The sequence below is a fragment of the Serratia sp. BNK-4 genome (genome assembly GCF_048685115.1).
Classification (GTDB): Bacteria; Pseudomonadota; Gammaproteobacteria; order Enterobacterales; family Enterobacteriaceae; genus Serratia; species Serratia bockelmannii.
Genome location: NZ_JBLQTM010000001.1, coordinates 4,869,089 through 4,883,421 on the forward strand (window position 1 = coordinate 4,869,089; position 14,333 = coordinate 4,883,421).

A 14,333-nucleotide genomic window follows, 5' to 3' on the forward strand; every position below is an offset into this window, starting at 1 on the left:
GCGGCGTCTCTAAGAATGAGTCTGGCTCACAGTAAACGACAGGATTACTCCTTTTTCAAGGCGGGGGCTACGGCATCATAATGATCCGACGCCAACCGCCTGAATGTGAGTGAAATAAAGATGAACCTGTCGTTGCTGGCGGCGTATTTCGCCGCCATTTTCTTGCTGATCGCCACGCCAGGGCCGGTGGTGATGATGGTCGCCAACACCGCGGCGCGCTTTGGCGCCCGGCGCGCGCTGTTGACCGCGCTGGGCAGCAATGGGGCCTCTTTGTTGCTGATCGGTATTGCCGCGCTGGTTGTCACCGGGCTGTTCGCGGTGGATATGCGCTTGCTGCAGTGGATAGGCCTGCTGGGTTGCCTGTTTATCGGCCGCATGGCGATCGTCTCGCTGTATGAGGATTTATCCGCACGAACCCCCGATGCGCAGCCCGTTGCACCGTCGCAAAAACGCTCGGCGATCGCAAACGGTTTTCTGGTAGGCATCGCTAACCCCAAGGACATCATCTTCTTCGTCGCCTTTTTCCCGCAGTTCATCGCCGTCACTCCCTCGATCGGCGCCAGCCTGACGCTGCTGACCGCGCTGTGGGTGCTGGCGGATTTCGCCATCTTGCTGGCCTATATCACTCTGCTGTCGGGAACGGCGCTACAGCGCGCGCGGCGGGCGATCTCTGTCCTGTCGGCGTTGCTGCTGTTGGGGGTGGCGGTAGTGGGAGCGGGGTATGCGCTGTGGGAGCTGCTCGGCTGAGGCCGCATAAAAAAACGCCGGTCGGGAAACCGGACCGGCGTTTTATCGTCGCGTTTACACCGCGCCGGTCGGCTGCGGTGTGGGGTCGCCGTTGCGGCGTTTGCCGAGGAACAGCGCCACCAGCGTCAGCCAGCACAGGCCGCTGATGAGGTTGAACAGGTTGAACAGCCCGCTGCCGCCCCAGACGTAGGCGACCTTGGCCAGCTCGATGCCGACGGTGAATACCATCATGCTCAGCATGCCCATAGTGGCCGACACGGTGCCTTTGCTGACGTTGCTGGAGAACAGCGTCAGGCGGTACAGCCCGGCGTTGGCGAGGCCGATGCCGAAAGCGTACAGGCTCAGGCCGGCGGTCATCCACAGGTAGGCGTGGCTGGAGAACTGGGTTGCCAGCGCGGCGATCAGCAGCCCCAGCAGCATCGGGCCTGCGCCCAGCTTGATCAGGCGCTCCACGCTGTTCTTGCCGGTCAGGCGCGCCAGCGTCAGGTTGCCGAGGATCAGCGCGCCGAACACCGGGATTTGCAGCAGGCCGTAGTCCAGGGTCGACAGCGACTCCCCGCTGATCAGGATCACCGGTGACTGGGCGATCCAGGCCAGCAGCGGCAGGCTGGCGAAACCGATCGCCAGCGCGCCGCACAGGAAGCGGCGGTTGCCCAACACCTGGCGGTAGTCGCGCCATAGGTTGGCGGCAGAAAACGCCTCGCCCTGCAGCGTGGCGGTTTCCGGCATGGCTTTCCACAGGCCGTAGAAGGCGATGGCCGCCAGCGCCGCAAACAGCACGAACATGCTCTGCCACGGCGCGACGTGGATCAGCGCCGCGCCGGCCAGCGGCCCGAGCAGCGGGGCGATCAGCGCCACGTTGGCCATCAGGGCGGTGATTTTGATGCACACCGATTCTTCAAACGACTCCTGGATGGTGGCGTAGCCGACCGCGCCGATAAAGCACAGGCCGATGCCCTGCAGGAAACGCATGGCGATGAACTGCTCGATGGTGGTGACCAGCAGGATCGCCAGGCAGGAGACGATAAAGAACGCCACCCCGGCCAGCATCACTGGGCGACGGCCGCGGCGATCCGACAGCGGCCCGAGCAGCCACTGCAGGAAGATGCCGCCGGCCAGATAGGCGGTCATCGAGGTCGGTACCCACTCTTCGCCGGCGTTGAAATCCGCCACGACGGCCAGCATGCCCGGCTGAATCATATCGTTGCCGATATAGGTGGCGAACTCGAACAGCACCAGACAAAGAGGGAATAAAAGCGCCTGCCGGCCCAAACGTGCCGCAGGTGGTAATGTCGTTTTCATATTATTGTACTGATAGTAAAAGAGAAAAAGGAACTGCCAGGGCGGGAAGCGCAAACTGAGCGAGTTATGGCGGCTATTTTGCCGCCAATTGTTCACCTTCGCAATCATAAGGTGTTGTTTAAGTGCATTCTGATATTTCGCTTTTGGGTTGTCGCCGAACGCCGTGCCCGATAACCTCTTCTTAACATATCAATATGACACAAGATCGGGCGAGCGTTTGAGCGAGAAAATCGGCTGGATAGACAACCTGCGGGCGATGGCGTGCATGATGGTGGTGATGATCCACGCCACCACCTATTACGTCACCAACGGCGCGGCGATAGGGCTGCACAACTGGGATATCGCCAACGTGCTGAACTCGCTGTCGCGCGTATCGGTGCCGCTGTTCTTTATGATTTCCGGCTACCTGTTCTTCGGCGAAAAGAGCGCCGGCCGCCGGCATTTCACCCGCATCATCTGCTGCATTCTGTTCTACAGCGCCATCGCGCTGATCTATATCGCGGCCTTTACCAAGATCGGTTTCTGGCCATCGCTGCGCGGCATGTTGCAAAAGCCGGTGTTCTATCATCTGTGGTTTTTCTACGCCATCGCGGTGATTTACCTGCTGTCGCCGCTGATCAGCGTCAAACCGGTGTCGCGCTACGCCCTGGCCGCCGCGCTGGTGGTGTTGGCGGTGATCGCCAACCCGAATACCGACAAGCTGACCTTCGGCAACGCGCACCTGCTGCCGGTTAACCTGTATATCTACGGCGATACCTTCTACTACCTGCTGTATGCGCTGGCCGGGCGGGCGATTGGCATGATGGAGGCGCGCGGGCGCGCCGTGGGCTGGCTGGCGGCATTGGGATTTGCGCTGTGCGTGGCGCTGATCGCTCGCGGCACCAAACACCAATTGTTCATCAACGGCAACTTCGCCGATACCTACTACATCTACAGCGGCCCGCTGGTATTTATGGCGGCGGTGGCGCTGCTGGTGTGGGTGAAACACTGTTTGCCGCAGCCGATCGGCTGGCTGAGCGCGTTCTCCCGCCATTCGCTGGCGATCTACGGTTTTCACGCCCTGATCGTCAACGTGATGCGCAGCCGGCACCTGGACTTCACCGGCCACCCGCTGCTGGATATCTTCTGGGTGTTCGGCGTGGCGCTGGGGCTCAGCCTGCTGCTGTCTGTCGGCCTGCAGCGGCTGGATACCCGCCGGCTGGTGTCATAGCGGCGAGTGCTGGCGCTGCTGGGCGCGGCGCAGCTGCCGCCCGGAGGAAAAACCGGCCGCCAGCGCGGCCTTCTCCAAGCCATATCCTTGCTGCAGGCGCTGTTGCGCCACCGCCAGCCGCAGCTGCTCATGATACTCCCGCACGCTGATGCCAACGTGGTTGCGAAACAGCCGCGCCAGGTGGCGGCTGCTGACGTGCGCTTTCTCCGCTATCTGCGGCACTGACCAGTCGGCCTCCGGCTCGGCGGCCATCACGTCCTGCGCGCGGTGCACCGCCGGGTGCAGGTGGTTGCGGTAGCGCAGCCAGGGCGACAGCTGCGGATCGTCGCCGGCGCGGCGGAAATAAACCACCATGTCGCGTGCGACGTCGCGCGCCCGGCCGGAGCCGCAGTGGCGGTGGACCAGGTGCAGCGCCAAATCGATGCCGGTGGTGATGCCCGCGCTGGTGTAGACGCCACGGTCTTCGACGAAGATGCGGTTCTCTTTCACCTGCGCCGCCGGCGCCTGGAGACGGATACGTTCGATGACGTCGTGGTGGGTGGTGCACTGATAGCCGTCGAGCAGCCCGGCCTGCGCCGCCAGCAGCGCGCCGGAACAGATGCACACCAGGGTGATGCGCTGCCGTTGCAGATCGGGCCGCAGCGTCGCCAGCCAGCGGCGCGCCTGCTCGGCCTCCTCTCCGGCGAAATAGCGCTGCGAATCGCCGACGCCCGGCAGCACCAGGATGGCGCCGTCTTCCAGGCGTTCGGGCAACGGCTGCAGGCCGCTCAGCGTCATGCCGATGGAGCAGACGATCTGCGGCGCCGGGCTGAGGTAACGCAGGCTGAACTGCCCGGCGAGGCGCAGGGTTTCCGCCGGGCCGCTGACGTCCAGCGACAGCACGTTGGGCAACAGCAGAAAATAGACGGCCTGCGACATGATTACTCCTGTGCGAGTTGCGCCAGCGCCTCATCCACGCTGGCGATGCGGGCGAAACGATCGACCAGTACGGTTTCAGTATGCCGCTTCAACTGCGCGGGGGTAAAGACTTCGCCGTCGGGATGGCGCATCGGGAAGGTTAACGTCGCCTCGGTGACGAAAGTCACCCGATAACCGAGATCGGACGCCACCCGGGTGGTGGTTTCGCAGCACTGCTCGGTGCGGATGCCGGAGACGATCAGGTGGTTGATGTCCCGCTCGCGCAGCCAGGCGTTGAGGCCGGATTCGGTCAGCGCATTGTGCACATGCTTGTGTACGGTGATATCCGCCTGGTGGGTGAGGAACGGCAGGCGCTGCACATGGCCCGAAGCCAGTGAGAACGGGCCCTGCGGTGAAACGTGCAGCACGTCGACCAGGGCCGCGCCGCGCTGTCGGCAGCCCGCAATCAGGCGGGTCAGCGCCTGTTGAAACGCCGGCAGATCGTCCTCCTGCCAGAATGGACGGTGCTGGAATGATTGCTGGACATCGATGATCAATAACGCGCTCTGTGACATTTTCGGCCCTCCGCCAGTGTGTGTTGCGACCATCTTGCGCCGCGCCTTACTCTGGCAGAAGGCCAAAAACGGCCATCATGATGACAACAACGGACCGACCTTAGGCTTTGCTCACCTGGCCGGCGACCAGGCGCCCCTGATGGAAGGTGGCGCTGCGCGCCGGCAGACGGGCGACCGCCTCGGCGGAACAGCTGGCGTTGACCAGCACGAACTCGGCGGCATCGCCGGCTTTCGGCCAGGCGCGCAGCCCCTTATCGTCCAGCGGCAGCACGCCGCCGGTGGAGATGGCCATGGCACGCGACAGGTGATACTCGTCGGAACCGCGGTACAGCTGGGCGTACAGATTGGCCTTCTCCAGGATGTCGCCGGTGCCGAAAGGCGACCAGTGGTCGATTACGCTGTCGGTGCCGGTCATCACGAATACCCCTTTCTCACTGAGCTGTGGCAGCGGCATCATCAGGCCGCCGATCGGCACCGTGGAGGCGATGGCGATCTGCTGCGCCGCCAGCCGGGTGGCGGTTTCCGCCAGTTCGCCCGGCGTCAGCGTGGTCAGGGCGAAAGCGTGGCTGATGGTGACCTTGCCGCGCAGCGCCGGGTTTTTCTCCACGGTGGCGATCATGTAGTTAATGGCGGCGACCCCAGCCGGGCTGGTTTCATGCAGGTGGATATCCACGCCTTTGCCGGTATCGAGGGCGATCTGGAACATGGCGTCGAGCGATTTCTCCATCGCACCGTCGACGTTGGTCGGATCGAGACCGCCGACGTACTGCACGCCCATCTGCATCGCTTCGCGCATCAGCGCATCGACCTTGGAGTGCAACAGACCGTGCTGCGGGAAGGCGACGATTTCACAGCTAAAATCCGCCCGGTGGTTTTCCAGCGCGCGCTGCAGGTGTTCCAGGCTTTTCAGGCCGCTGACCGGATCGATATTGCAGTGGCTGCGTGCCACGGTGCTGCCTTTGGACTGCAGCAGGGCGATCAGGTTTTCCGCCCGCTGCTGCGAGGTGGGCAGCAGTGTCGGGATCAGCGTCTGCTCCAGCGCGATCATGTCCATGATGGTCTTGCCCCGGCGCGGGCGCGGTGCCTGCCACGGGCCGCTGTAGAAGGTTTTGTCCAGATGGATGTGCATATCGCGAAACGCCGGCAGCAGCAGCTGGCCCTGTGCCTTATAGCGGGGCACGCCGGCGGGCAACGCGGCGTTGGCGGCGTGAATGGCGGCGATCTTGCCGTCTTTGATCTCAAGCGTATACAGCGCGGTGCGGGTGCCGATCACCGTTTCGCCGTCGTATTCAAAGCCGTCTTCCAGCCGCACCTCACTCAGGCAGTAGTGACGATCGGTCAGGGTCATCGGCGTTGGCGCACACGGCTCGCCGCCAGGCGAAGCGGCCTGCGCCATGCCGCCGGTCAGGCCGATCACCGCGCAGGCGGTGGTGAGTTTGCCGGTTTGGCTGAGGAAGGCTCTGCGGCCCGGTTGCTGAGGGTTTTCCACGTTCGGTTCCTTAATCCAGAGGTGAGGGAGTGAAAACATCCTCCAATTTAGGAGAGGAACCGACAGGTTGGCAGCGACATTTGCCACTGGTGACTATTCGATTTGGTAATGATCGGCGTCTGCCGGCGGAATGGTGCTCTTGGCTTGCTCTTTCGCAGCTTTAATGGCTACATTTGTAGTCATTAAAGCTACATTGAGGTCAGCGTGATGCACGATCCGATGCTCGAATTACTGTTCAGCGAATACCGTAGAAAGTGCTAAGCCTGCTGTTTATTGAAGCCGGGCAGGCGTTTCATGTGCGAGAAATTGCGCGGCGCACCGCAACTCAGGCCGGGACTTTACATAAAGAGTTGAGCCGGCTGGCTGAAGGCGGCATCTTGCTCAGGCAGCGGCAGGGCAACCAAATTTGCTATCAGGCTAACGCCGATTGCCTGATTTTTCCCGAGCTGGCGGCGATTTTCCGCAAGACCTGCGGCCCGGCTGCGCGCTTACGGCAGGTGCTGGCAGGATTTGGGGAGGACATTGAACGGGCTTTCATCTTTGGTTCCGTCGCCAGTGGCAAAGCGACGGCGGCCAGTGATATCGATGTTCTGATCGTCGGTAAACTGTCTTTTGCGGATGTAATTCAGGCGGTTTATCCGCTGCAGGCAACGCTGGGTCGGGAAATTAACCCCAAACTGTACTCGCCGGAAGAGTGGCGAGCGGCTTTGGCCGAGAACTCCGCGTTTATTCAGGACATTATGCAGAAACCCCAACTCTGGATTGCGGGAGACAAGGATGACGCTGGACAATCTGGTCGGGCTGGGACTGGAGGTGATAACGCCTGACGCGGGGGCGATTAAAAACTTGCTGGCCGCCGCCGCTCGCAACCGACGCGATGCGGGTATCACTCAGCTCAGCAATGAGAGCCGTTTCGACACGGCATATAAAGCGGTCATGCAAATGGCGAATGCCGCTTTGCAAGCCAAAAGATACCGCACGCTGGCCAGCAGGCCTGGCCATCACCAGACCATGATCCAAACGTTGCCGCTCACTGTAGGGTTGCCGCGCGAGGCAATGATCTGCCTGGATGCATTGCGAAAACAGCGCAACGTGGCGGATTATTCCGGCGACTTGGTGACGGACGCGGCGGTACAAGCTTGCCTTGAGCAGACAGAAGCGCTATGGGTACGGACTATCGACTGGCTGCAGCGCGAACATCCGCAGATAGTGGCGTAAGCGGCCTCATTTCAACCCGCAAAACACCGTTAGCCGCTGGGCCAGCGCCAGCGTGGCGGCAGGGGCGCCGTCGCGGTAGTAGAGCGCCAGTTCGAAGCTGTCTATCGGCGGCAATCCTTCGGCCTCGCCCAGCACCCGGTGCGCGGGCAGACGGCAGCCGGCCGGCAGCAGGGTGACGCCCAGCCCGGCGGCCGAAGCGGCGGTCAGCGCCGCCAGGCTGGCGCTGCTGTAGCCGATGCGCCAGCGTTTGCCGAGGTTGTCGAGCGCCTGGCACAGCTCGTCGCGGTACAGGCCGTTGAGCGGGAACACCGCCAGCGGCACCGGCGATTGCACGATGGCCGGGAAGGCCAGGCTGTCCAGCCACAGCAGCGGTTCCGGCCGCGCGGCGCGCGGCGGTTGCCGGCGGCGCTGTTTCACCAGGATCAGATCCAGCTCTTCACGCGCGTAGGCGCTGTGCAGATCGGCGCTCAGGCCGCTGGCGACGTCCAGCCGCAGGTGCGGGTGCTCACGGCTGAAGTCGGCCAGCAGCTCGGTGGTGGGCACGGCGAAATCCTCCGGCATGCCGATCCGCAGCACGCCGTCGCGCCAGATGCCGGTCAGCGCGTCGTGGGCTTCTTCATTTAGCGCGATAATGCGGCGCGCGTAGCTCAACAGCTTGACGCCTTCTTCGGTCAGCAGCACCTGATGCGAGGAGCGCTCAAACAGCGGCTTGCCCAGCATCTCTTCCAGCCGGCGTACCTGCTGGCTAACGGTGGACTGCGACAAAAACACCCGCTCTGCGGCGCGGGTGAAGCTGTTGCTGTCGCACACGGCGACGAAGCTGAGCAGCAGCTGCGGATTGAACATCGGGTAGCGATTCATTTTCCCACTGTTGGCTATTTTATTATTTAATTTCCCAATACTAGCGGCGTTGCCTACAGTAACGCAACGCTGCGGCGATCGCGCTGTGACGCCGCACTCTTCATTTCGCAGTACCAGGAATATGCCGTGTTAAATCATTCTGTTAATTCACCTTCCCCGCGCCGCTGGCTCAATCCTCTACTGCTGGCGCTGGTGTTGATCGGCCTGAACATGCGGCCGCTGTTGACCTCGATTGGTCCGTTGCTGCCGACGTTGCGCCAGGCCACCGGGCTGAGTTTTGGCGGCGCGGCGCTGTTGACCACGCTGCCGGTGCTGATGATGGGGCTGATGGCGCTGGCGGGCGGCGCCATCAATCGGCTGTTCAGCGAACGCAGCGCCGTGACGTTGAGCCTGCTGGCGATCGGGCTGGGCGCGCTTTGGCGCGAACTGGCTCCCGGCAGCGTGCAGCTGCTGATGAGCGCGGTGCTGGGCGGGCTCGGTATCGGGGTGATCCAGGCGGTGATGCCCGGCATCATCAAGCATCACTTCCTTAAAAGCATGGCGCTGGTGGCCGGGCTGTGGTCGGCGGCGCTGATGGGCGGCGGCGGGTTGGGGGCGGCGATCACCCCGTGGCTGATGAGCGTAGGGCACGACTGGCACAGCGCGCTGGCCTGGTGGGCGTTGCCGGCCCTGGTGGCGCTAGTGGCCTGGTGGCCGGTCAGCCGCGGGCTGTCTCGCCTGGGCGCGGCGGGAGAACACCGCGGGCCAGGCCTGCTGCGCAACCGGCGCGCCTGGCTGCTCGGCGCCTATTTCGGCCTGATCAACGGCGGCTATACCAGCCTGATCGCCTGGCTGCCGCCGTATTACATGCAGCTCGGCTGGCAGCCGCAGGCCAGCGGTTCGCTGCTGGCGTTGATGACCTTTGGCCAGGTGGTGGGGGCGCTGCTGCTGCCGGCGCTGGCGCGCAATCATGACCGGCGGCCGCTGCTGTTGCTGGCGCTGATGATGCAACTGATCGGCTTTATCGGCCTGATTTATCTGCCGCAGACGCTGCCGTGGCTGTGGGTGTTGGTTTCCGGGCTGGGGCTGGGCGGCGCGTTCCCGCTGTGCCTGGTGCTGGCGCTCGATCACCTGCACCAGCCGGCGGCGGCCGGGCGACTGGTGGCCTTTATGCAGGGCGTCGGCTTCCTGCTGGCGGGTGTGACGCCCTACCTTTCCGGCCTGCTGCGCGACTACAGCGGCGGCTTCGTGCTGGACTGGCAGATCCACGCGCTGCTGGTGGTGGTGTTGATCGCCATCACCTGGCGCTTCCATCCGCACAGCTACCGACGGGCGTTCGCCGAATAATATTTCTGTCATTGCCGCTCCCTATAGTGACGTTGCTTTTACTTCTGGGCGATAACAACGAAAAGGGACAATGACATGCACAACACCAAAACCCGGCTGGCGCTGCTGGTCGGCTGCATGGCGCTGAGCGCCAACCTGTGGGCCGACGCGCAGCCGGTGCAAGCGACGCTGGCCGGGCATGCGCTGCTGCCGGTGAAATCCGCCGTTTCCACACCGAAGGACGCGCCGAGCGATCTGCAGCAGAGCGGCAAATACACCAGCGGCAAACGCATCACCGAGCTGGGCAGCGTGGCGGGCAAATCCGCCGATCGCCTGACCGGCCTCGGCCTGCCGATCGACGGCCAGCCGCTGCAGGGCCACTCCGGCATCAAACACATGCCCGACGGCACCTACTGGGTGCTGACCGATAACGGCTTCGGCAGCAAGGCCAATTCGCCGGACGCCATGCTGTACCTCAATCACTACAAGATCGATTTCAAAGACGGCACGGTCGCGCCGCTGAAGACGGTGTTCCTGCACGATCCGGATAAAAAGGTGCCGTTCCACATCATCAACGAGAGCACCGAGAAGCGTTATCTGACCGGCAGCGATTTCGATCCGGAAAGCTTCCAGTTTGCCGACGATGCCTTATGGATCGGTGAAGAGTTCGGGCCTTACCTGATCAAGGCCGACCTGAACGGCAAAGTGCTGGCGGTATTCGACACCCAGGTAGACGGCAAGGTGGTGAAATCGCCGGACAACCCGACGCTGACCCTGCCGGGCGCGCCGGACGGCAAGCAGAACTTCCAGGTGGCGCGTTCCAAAGGCTTTGAAGGCATGGCCGCCTCGCCGGACGGCAGCAAGCTGTACCCGCTGCTGGAAGGGGCGCTGTGGGACGGCGAGCAGTTCGAGAACGTCGGCGGCAAACGCTACCTGCGGGTGCTGGAGTTTGACGTGAAACAGCAGGCCTGGACCGGCCGCAGCTGGCAGTACGTGCTGGAAGACAACCAGAACGCCATCGGCGACTTCAACATGATCGACGCCACCCACGGGCTGGTGATCGAGCGCGACAACGGCGAAGGCACGCCGGATAAGGCCTGCGCCGCCGGTGCGCCGACCGACAACTGCTTCAGCCAGGTGGCCAAGTTCAAGCGAGTGTATAAAATCGCCTTCTCGGACGCCAACGTCGGCAAACCGGTCGAAAAACTGGGCTATATCGACCTGATGAACATTCAGGATCCGAACAAGCTGGCGCGCAAGCCGCTGAACGACGGCGTGCTGACCTTCCCGTTCTTCACCATCGAGAACGTGGACGTGGTGGACGCCAACCACATCATCGTCGGCAACGACAACAACTTCCCGTTCTCCTCCAGCCGCCAACCCAATATGGCGGATGACAACGAGTTCATCCTGCTGGACGTGAAGGATTTCCTGAAGTAGCGCTCCCCGGCCGCCGAATCGCCGGCGGCCGCCATTTCCCGCTTAGCGCAGCGAACAAACTGCGCTATAATCAGCGCCTTGCTTCTTCTCTTCTCCAAGGAAGATCCTCGTCCCCGGTGGGGCGGCCGGACTTCAAATCCGGTTGGGGCCGCCAGCGGTCCTGGGCAGGTTCGACTCCTGTGATCTTCCGCCAAATTACTGTTTTCCACACTTTCTTGAATTCAACAAAATCCTATCCGAGCGATTCACCTCGCAGACATTTTTTGGGAAAATAACCGTTGATCGAGTAATGAGCTTCGATGGGCTTCTCTGGCATACTAAGCGAATTACAGCGTTGTAAGTCAGATTAAAGCGGAGGCGACATGACAGACAAGCACTTAACCCAATCACCGGCAGGTGAGTTTGTCATGTTTGCCAGCGATGACGGCGAAGTGCGCGTTGAATGTCGTTTTGAGCAAGAAACGCTGTGGCTGCCCCAGGCGACCATCGCGAATCTTTATCAAGTGACTCCCCAGGCGATTACGCAGCACATCAAAGCGATCTACGAAGAAGCGGAACTTGAACAAAACGCAACCTGTAAGTCTTACTTACAGGTTCAGCAGGAAGGGGGCCGTCAGGTAAGTCGCAATATCCTGCACTATAGTCTGCCCGTTATTCTTGCCGTCGGTTATCGTGTTCGTTCCGCTCGCGGCACCCAATTTCGCCAGTGGGCGACCCAAACGCTCCAGGAATACCTAATCAAAGGCTTCGTGATGGATGACGAGCGGCTTAAAAATCCGCCCGTAGGTTCATCCGCTGTGCCTGATTACTTTGATGAGATGCTAGAGCGCATCCGTGATATCCGTGCCAGTGAGCGTCGGGTTTATTTGCGGGTTAGGGAGATCTTCGCATTAGCTGCCGACTATCAGCCGTCACTTAAAGAGACAACGTTGTTTTTCCAAACAATCCAAAACAAGCTGCATTTTGCCTGCACCGGCCACACCGCTGCCGAACTTATCCATCAGCGGGCTGACGCCAGCCAGCCCCATATGGGCTTGAGCAGCTATAAGGGTGAAGAGGTGCGCAAAAGCGACGTGACGGTGGCGAAAAATTACCTCAATCAAGACGAAGTCAGCGAACTCAATCGCGTGGTCAACATGTGGTTAGATTTCGCTGAAGATCAGGCGCGGCGTCGTCAACAGGTGTTCCTGCGTGATTGGCAGGATAAGCTGGATCAGTTTCTGCAATTTAACGACCGTGACGTTCTACAAGGGGCTGGCACAGTCAGTAAGAAAGCGGCAGATGAAAAAGCGCAGGCTGAATACGTCCTGTATGCCGAGCAGCAGCGCCGCTTAAAAGAAGCGGCGGGGGAACAGGATATTGCCGGTTTACTGCAGTGGAAAACAGACACCAAAAAGCGTCCATAAAGCCCCTTAAAGGGTAACACCGATCGGTTAAGCAAAATGATCGGTTGAACGATCCGGTAGGTAGACGACAATAGCCTCATCAATTCTCTGATGGGGCTTTTTTATGCTTTCGACCTGGCTTGACGATACACAGACATGGGCTGAACCCGCTTCACTTTCCTGTTTTCAGCGTGCCATTCCCCTTGAGTGGATTTCTCAGGTGCTTGATTCTACCAATAAAGCCAGTATTCGTAAGCGTAAGTTCCCCGCAGAACTCGTGGTGTGGCTCATTGTCGGCATGGGCCTGTACCGCGACCGCTCCATCACGGACGTTGTGACAAAACTCGACCTCGTCCTGGGTTCGCAGGAAAGTGAGACTCTGGCTGCCAGCTCTATTGCCCAGGCCCGCCAGCGGCTTAGCGATGAACCGCTTCGCGAACTCTTTACGCTGACGGCCGGACACTGGACTCAACAGGAAGATAAGGATGACCTCTGGCACGGGCTACGGCTGTTCGCTGTTGATGGCACGCTTTTTCGCACACCCGATACGCCCGAACTTGCAGACCATTTTGAGTACATAAAACATCGTCCAGACAGACACACTGAATACCCGATGGTCAGGTTGTGCGCCATGATGTCGCTGCGCAGCCGGTTGATCCATGACGTGAAATTCGGGCCGGCAAACACTGGCGAAGTCAACTACGCGAAGCAGTTATCGCCGCAGGCGAAGAGCCTGACATTGTTTGACCGCTGCTATTTATCAGCAGAGTTACTGATTAACTGGCAACGTAGACAGAATGATGCGCACTGGCTGGTTCCCCTGAAAGGGAACACGAAATACCGGGTAGTGGAAACGTTCGGTAAAGGAGATCATCTTGTGGAGATGCAGGTCTCACCACAGGCCCGAAAACAGGACAGCTCGCTCCCTGAATACTGGCAGGTCCGACTAATAGAATATGAAGATGAATCAGTTGATTACAAAGGTTTTATCAGCTCTCTGACCGCTCCGGAGCTGTATCCGGCAGACGCGTTGCGTTATGTGTACCAAGCGCGTTGGAGCATAGAAAACGGCTACGGCGAGCTGAAACAGTTCCAGTTGAGTACAGCCACGCTGTTGCGCAGTCAGAAAATGAGCGGAATATATCAGGAAATATGGGGTCTGTTGACGGCCTATAATCTGATCAGAATGGAGATGAGCCAGATAGCACGGGAAGCCAGGGTGTCTCCGTTACGAATAAGCTTCGTGATGGCGATGAGACTGATCCAGGATGAACTCATCTGGTGCTCACTGGGAAAACCGGGGACAATCCCGACGAAGCTGAAGAAAATGCGGGAGAATGTGAAGCAGTTCATCCTGCCAGAAAAGAGAAAACGGCCCAAAAAGAGGACCGTTCGTATCTCAAAAACCCAGTACCCCGTTCACTCAAAACATCTTAAGTGAACGGTGTTACCTTAAAGGGGGGAGTTTGGAGATCGGAAATTATTGTACGGTAAGGATGTTTTTTAAACATAATCCGTTATCGCAATAGGGTCACTCCTGCACTATACGGTATTCTTAGGGGATTGATCTTAATAACAAAAAAACCCAACAATATTGCAATTGTTGGGCGTTATTTGTTATGGGTAAAATGTCAGATTACCAATTGCCATCCTGATAATCGAACGAGATCTGGTAGGCAAATTTTTCAGGGGAAATTTTTGTCTTGAAATACGGTTGAAGCAATGGAATCCAACCACGTTCAACATTGAACCCACCATTATTAATATTATCTTCCAATGGCAACCCTAAGCCTTCGATAACTGAGCCATCATCCCCAAAGTCCTTAGAGTATTCTTCCCCTACAAATTGACGTGAATCAATTTCAAACCAAACAAGATTTAATTTTAGTCCCATGATAACTCTC

14 protein-coding genes and 1 tRNA gene are annotated in these 14,333 nt (G+C 60.0%); 9 read left to right on the forward strand and 6 right to left on the reverse strand.

Features of this window, described 5'->3' with window-relative positions; all coding sequences use genetic code 11:
- Window positions 1–120 precede the first annotated feature (120 nt).
- Window positions 121–747 carry a LysE family translocator gene (locus tag ACMGGW_RS23105; protein WP_089181480.1) on the forward strand — a complete coding sequence of 209 codons (627 nt, stop codon included), beginning with the start codon at window positions 121–123 and terminating at the stop codon, window positions 745–747.
- Window positions 748–801: 54 nt separating this feature from the next.
- On the opposite strand, the gene ACMGGW_RS23110 is transcribed toward ACMGGW_RS23105, so the two are convergent.
- Window positions 802–2,049, reverse strand: a complete 1,248-nt coding sequence (locus tag ACMGGW_RS23110) for an MFS transporter (protein ID WP_049204735.1) — start codon at window positions 2,047–2,049, stop codon at window positions 802–804.
- Between the two features lie 217 nt (window positions 2,050–2,266).
- Between ACMGGW_RS23110 and ACMGGW_RS23115 the strand changes: the two genes are divergently transcribed.
- Window positions 2,267–3,259: an acyltransferase gene (locus ACMGGW_RS23115; protein WP_141996941.1), complete on the forward strand. Its 993-nt coding sequence runs from the start codon at window positions 2,267–2,269 to the stop codon at window positions 3,257–3,259.
- Here ACMGGW_RS23115 and ACMGGW_RS23120 read toward each other — a convergent pair.
- From ACMGGW_RS23120 to ACMGGW_RS23130, 3 genes are all read right to left on the reverse strand, one after another.
- Window positions 3,254–4,177 (reverse strand): helix-turn-helix domain-containing protein, encoded by a 924-nt coding sequence (locus ACMGGW_RS23120; RefSeq protein WP_197832571.1) that lies wholly within the window; start codon window positions 4,175–4,177, stop codon window positions 3,254–3,256. The genes ACMGGW_RS23115 and ACMGGW_RS23120 overlap by 6 nt on opposite strands.
- Before the next feature lie 2 nt (window positions 4,178–4,179).
- Window positions 4,180–4,731: an isochorismatase family protein gene (locus ACMGGW_RS23125; RefSeq protein WP_069100550.1), complete on the reverse strand. Its 552-nt coding sequence runs from the start codon at window positions 4,729–4,731 to the stop codon at window positions 4,180–4,182.
- Window positions 4,732–4,831: 100 nt separating this feature from the next.
- On the reverse strand, window positions 4,832–6,220 hold the full coding sequence (locus tag ACMGGW_RS23130; RefSeq protein ID WP_197832572.1) for an amidohydrolase: 1,389 nt from the start codon (window positions 6,218–6,220) through the stop codon (window positions 4,832–4,834).
- Between the two features lie 254 nt (window positions 6,221–6,474).
- Between ACMGGW_RS23130 and ACMGGW_RS23135 the strand changes: the two genes are divergently transcribed.
- Both ACMGGW_RS23135 and ACMGGW_RS23140 read left to right on the forward strand, forming a co-directional pair.
- Window positions 6,475–7,047: a nucleotidyltransferase domain-containing protein gene (locus ACMGGW_RS23135; RefSeq protein ID WP_420279534.1), complete on the forward strand. Its 573-nt coding sequence runs from the start codon at window positions 6,475–6,477 to the stop codon at window positions 7,045–7,047.
- Window positions 6,998–7,438, forward strand: coding sequence for a hypothetical protein (locus ACMGGW_RS23140; protein ID WP_049204702.1), 441 nt, complete (start codon window positions 6,998–7,000; stop codon window positions 7,436–7,438). The genes ACMGGW_RS23135 and ACMGGW_RS23140 overlap by 50 nt, the downstream gene beginning before the upstream one ends.
- A 6-nt stretch (window positions 7,439–7,444) precedes the next feature.
- On the opposite strand, the gene ACMGGW_RS23145 is transcribed toward ACMGGW_RS23140, so the two are convergent.
- Entirely contained in the window at window positions 7,445–8,299 is an 855-nt protein-coding gene (locus ACMGGW_RS23145) for a LysR family transcriptional regulator (RefSeq protein WP_089181502.1), read from the reverse strand.
- 126 nt (window positions 8,300–8,425) lie between these two features.
- Between ACMGGW_RS23145 and ACMGGW_RS23150 the strand changes: the two genes are divergently transcribed.
- From ACMGGW_RS23150 to ACMGGW_RS23170, 5 genes are all read left to right on the forward strand, one after another.
- On the forward strand, window positions 8,426–9,625 hold the full coding sequence (locus tag ACMGGW_RS23150; RefSeq protein ID WP_197832573.1) for a cyanate transporter: 1,200 nt from the start codon (window positions 8,426–8,428) through the stop codon (window positions 9,623–9,625).
- Between the two features lie 75 nt (window positions 9,626–9,700).
- Window positions 9,701–11,044 (forward strand): esterase-like activity of phytase family protein, encoded by a 1,344-nt coding sequence (locus tag ACMGGW_RS23155; RefSeq protein ID WP_141971770.1) that lies wholly within the window; start codon window positions 9,701–9,703, stop codon window positions 11,042–11,044.
- Window positions 11,045–11,142: 98 nt separating this feature from the next.
- A tRNA-Sec gene (locus ACMGGW_RS23160) sits at window positions 11,143–11,237 on the forward strand.
- Between the two features lie 169 nt (window positions 11,238–11,406).
- Complete coding sequence (locus ACMGGW_RS23165; RefSeq protein ID WP_025304807.1) at window positions 11,407–12,450, forward strand: virulence RhuM family protein; 1,044 nt, start codon at window positions 11,407–11,409, stop codon at window positions 12,448–12,450.
- Between the two features lie 103 nt (window positions 12,451–12,553).
- Window positions 12,554–13,870 carry an IS4 family transposase gene (locus ACMGGW_RS23170; RefSeq protein WP_025304808.1) on the forward strand — a complete coding sequence of 439 codons (1,317 nt, stop codon included), beginning with the start codon at window positions 12,554–12,556 and terminating at the stop codon, window positions 13,868–13,870.
- Between the two features lie 195 nt (window positions 13,871–14,065).
- Here ACMGGW_RS23170 and ACMGGW_RS23175 read toward each other — a convergent pair whose 3' ends face one another.
- A complete protein-coding gene (locus ACMGGW_RS23175) occupies window positions 14,066–14,323 on the reverse strand; it encodes a colicin E3-like toxin immunity protein (RefSeq protein WP_025304809.1) in 258 nt (85 codons plus the stop codon).
- Window positions 14,324–14,333 lie beyond the last annotated feature (10 nt).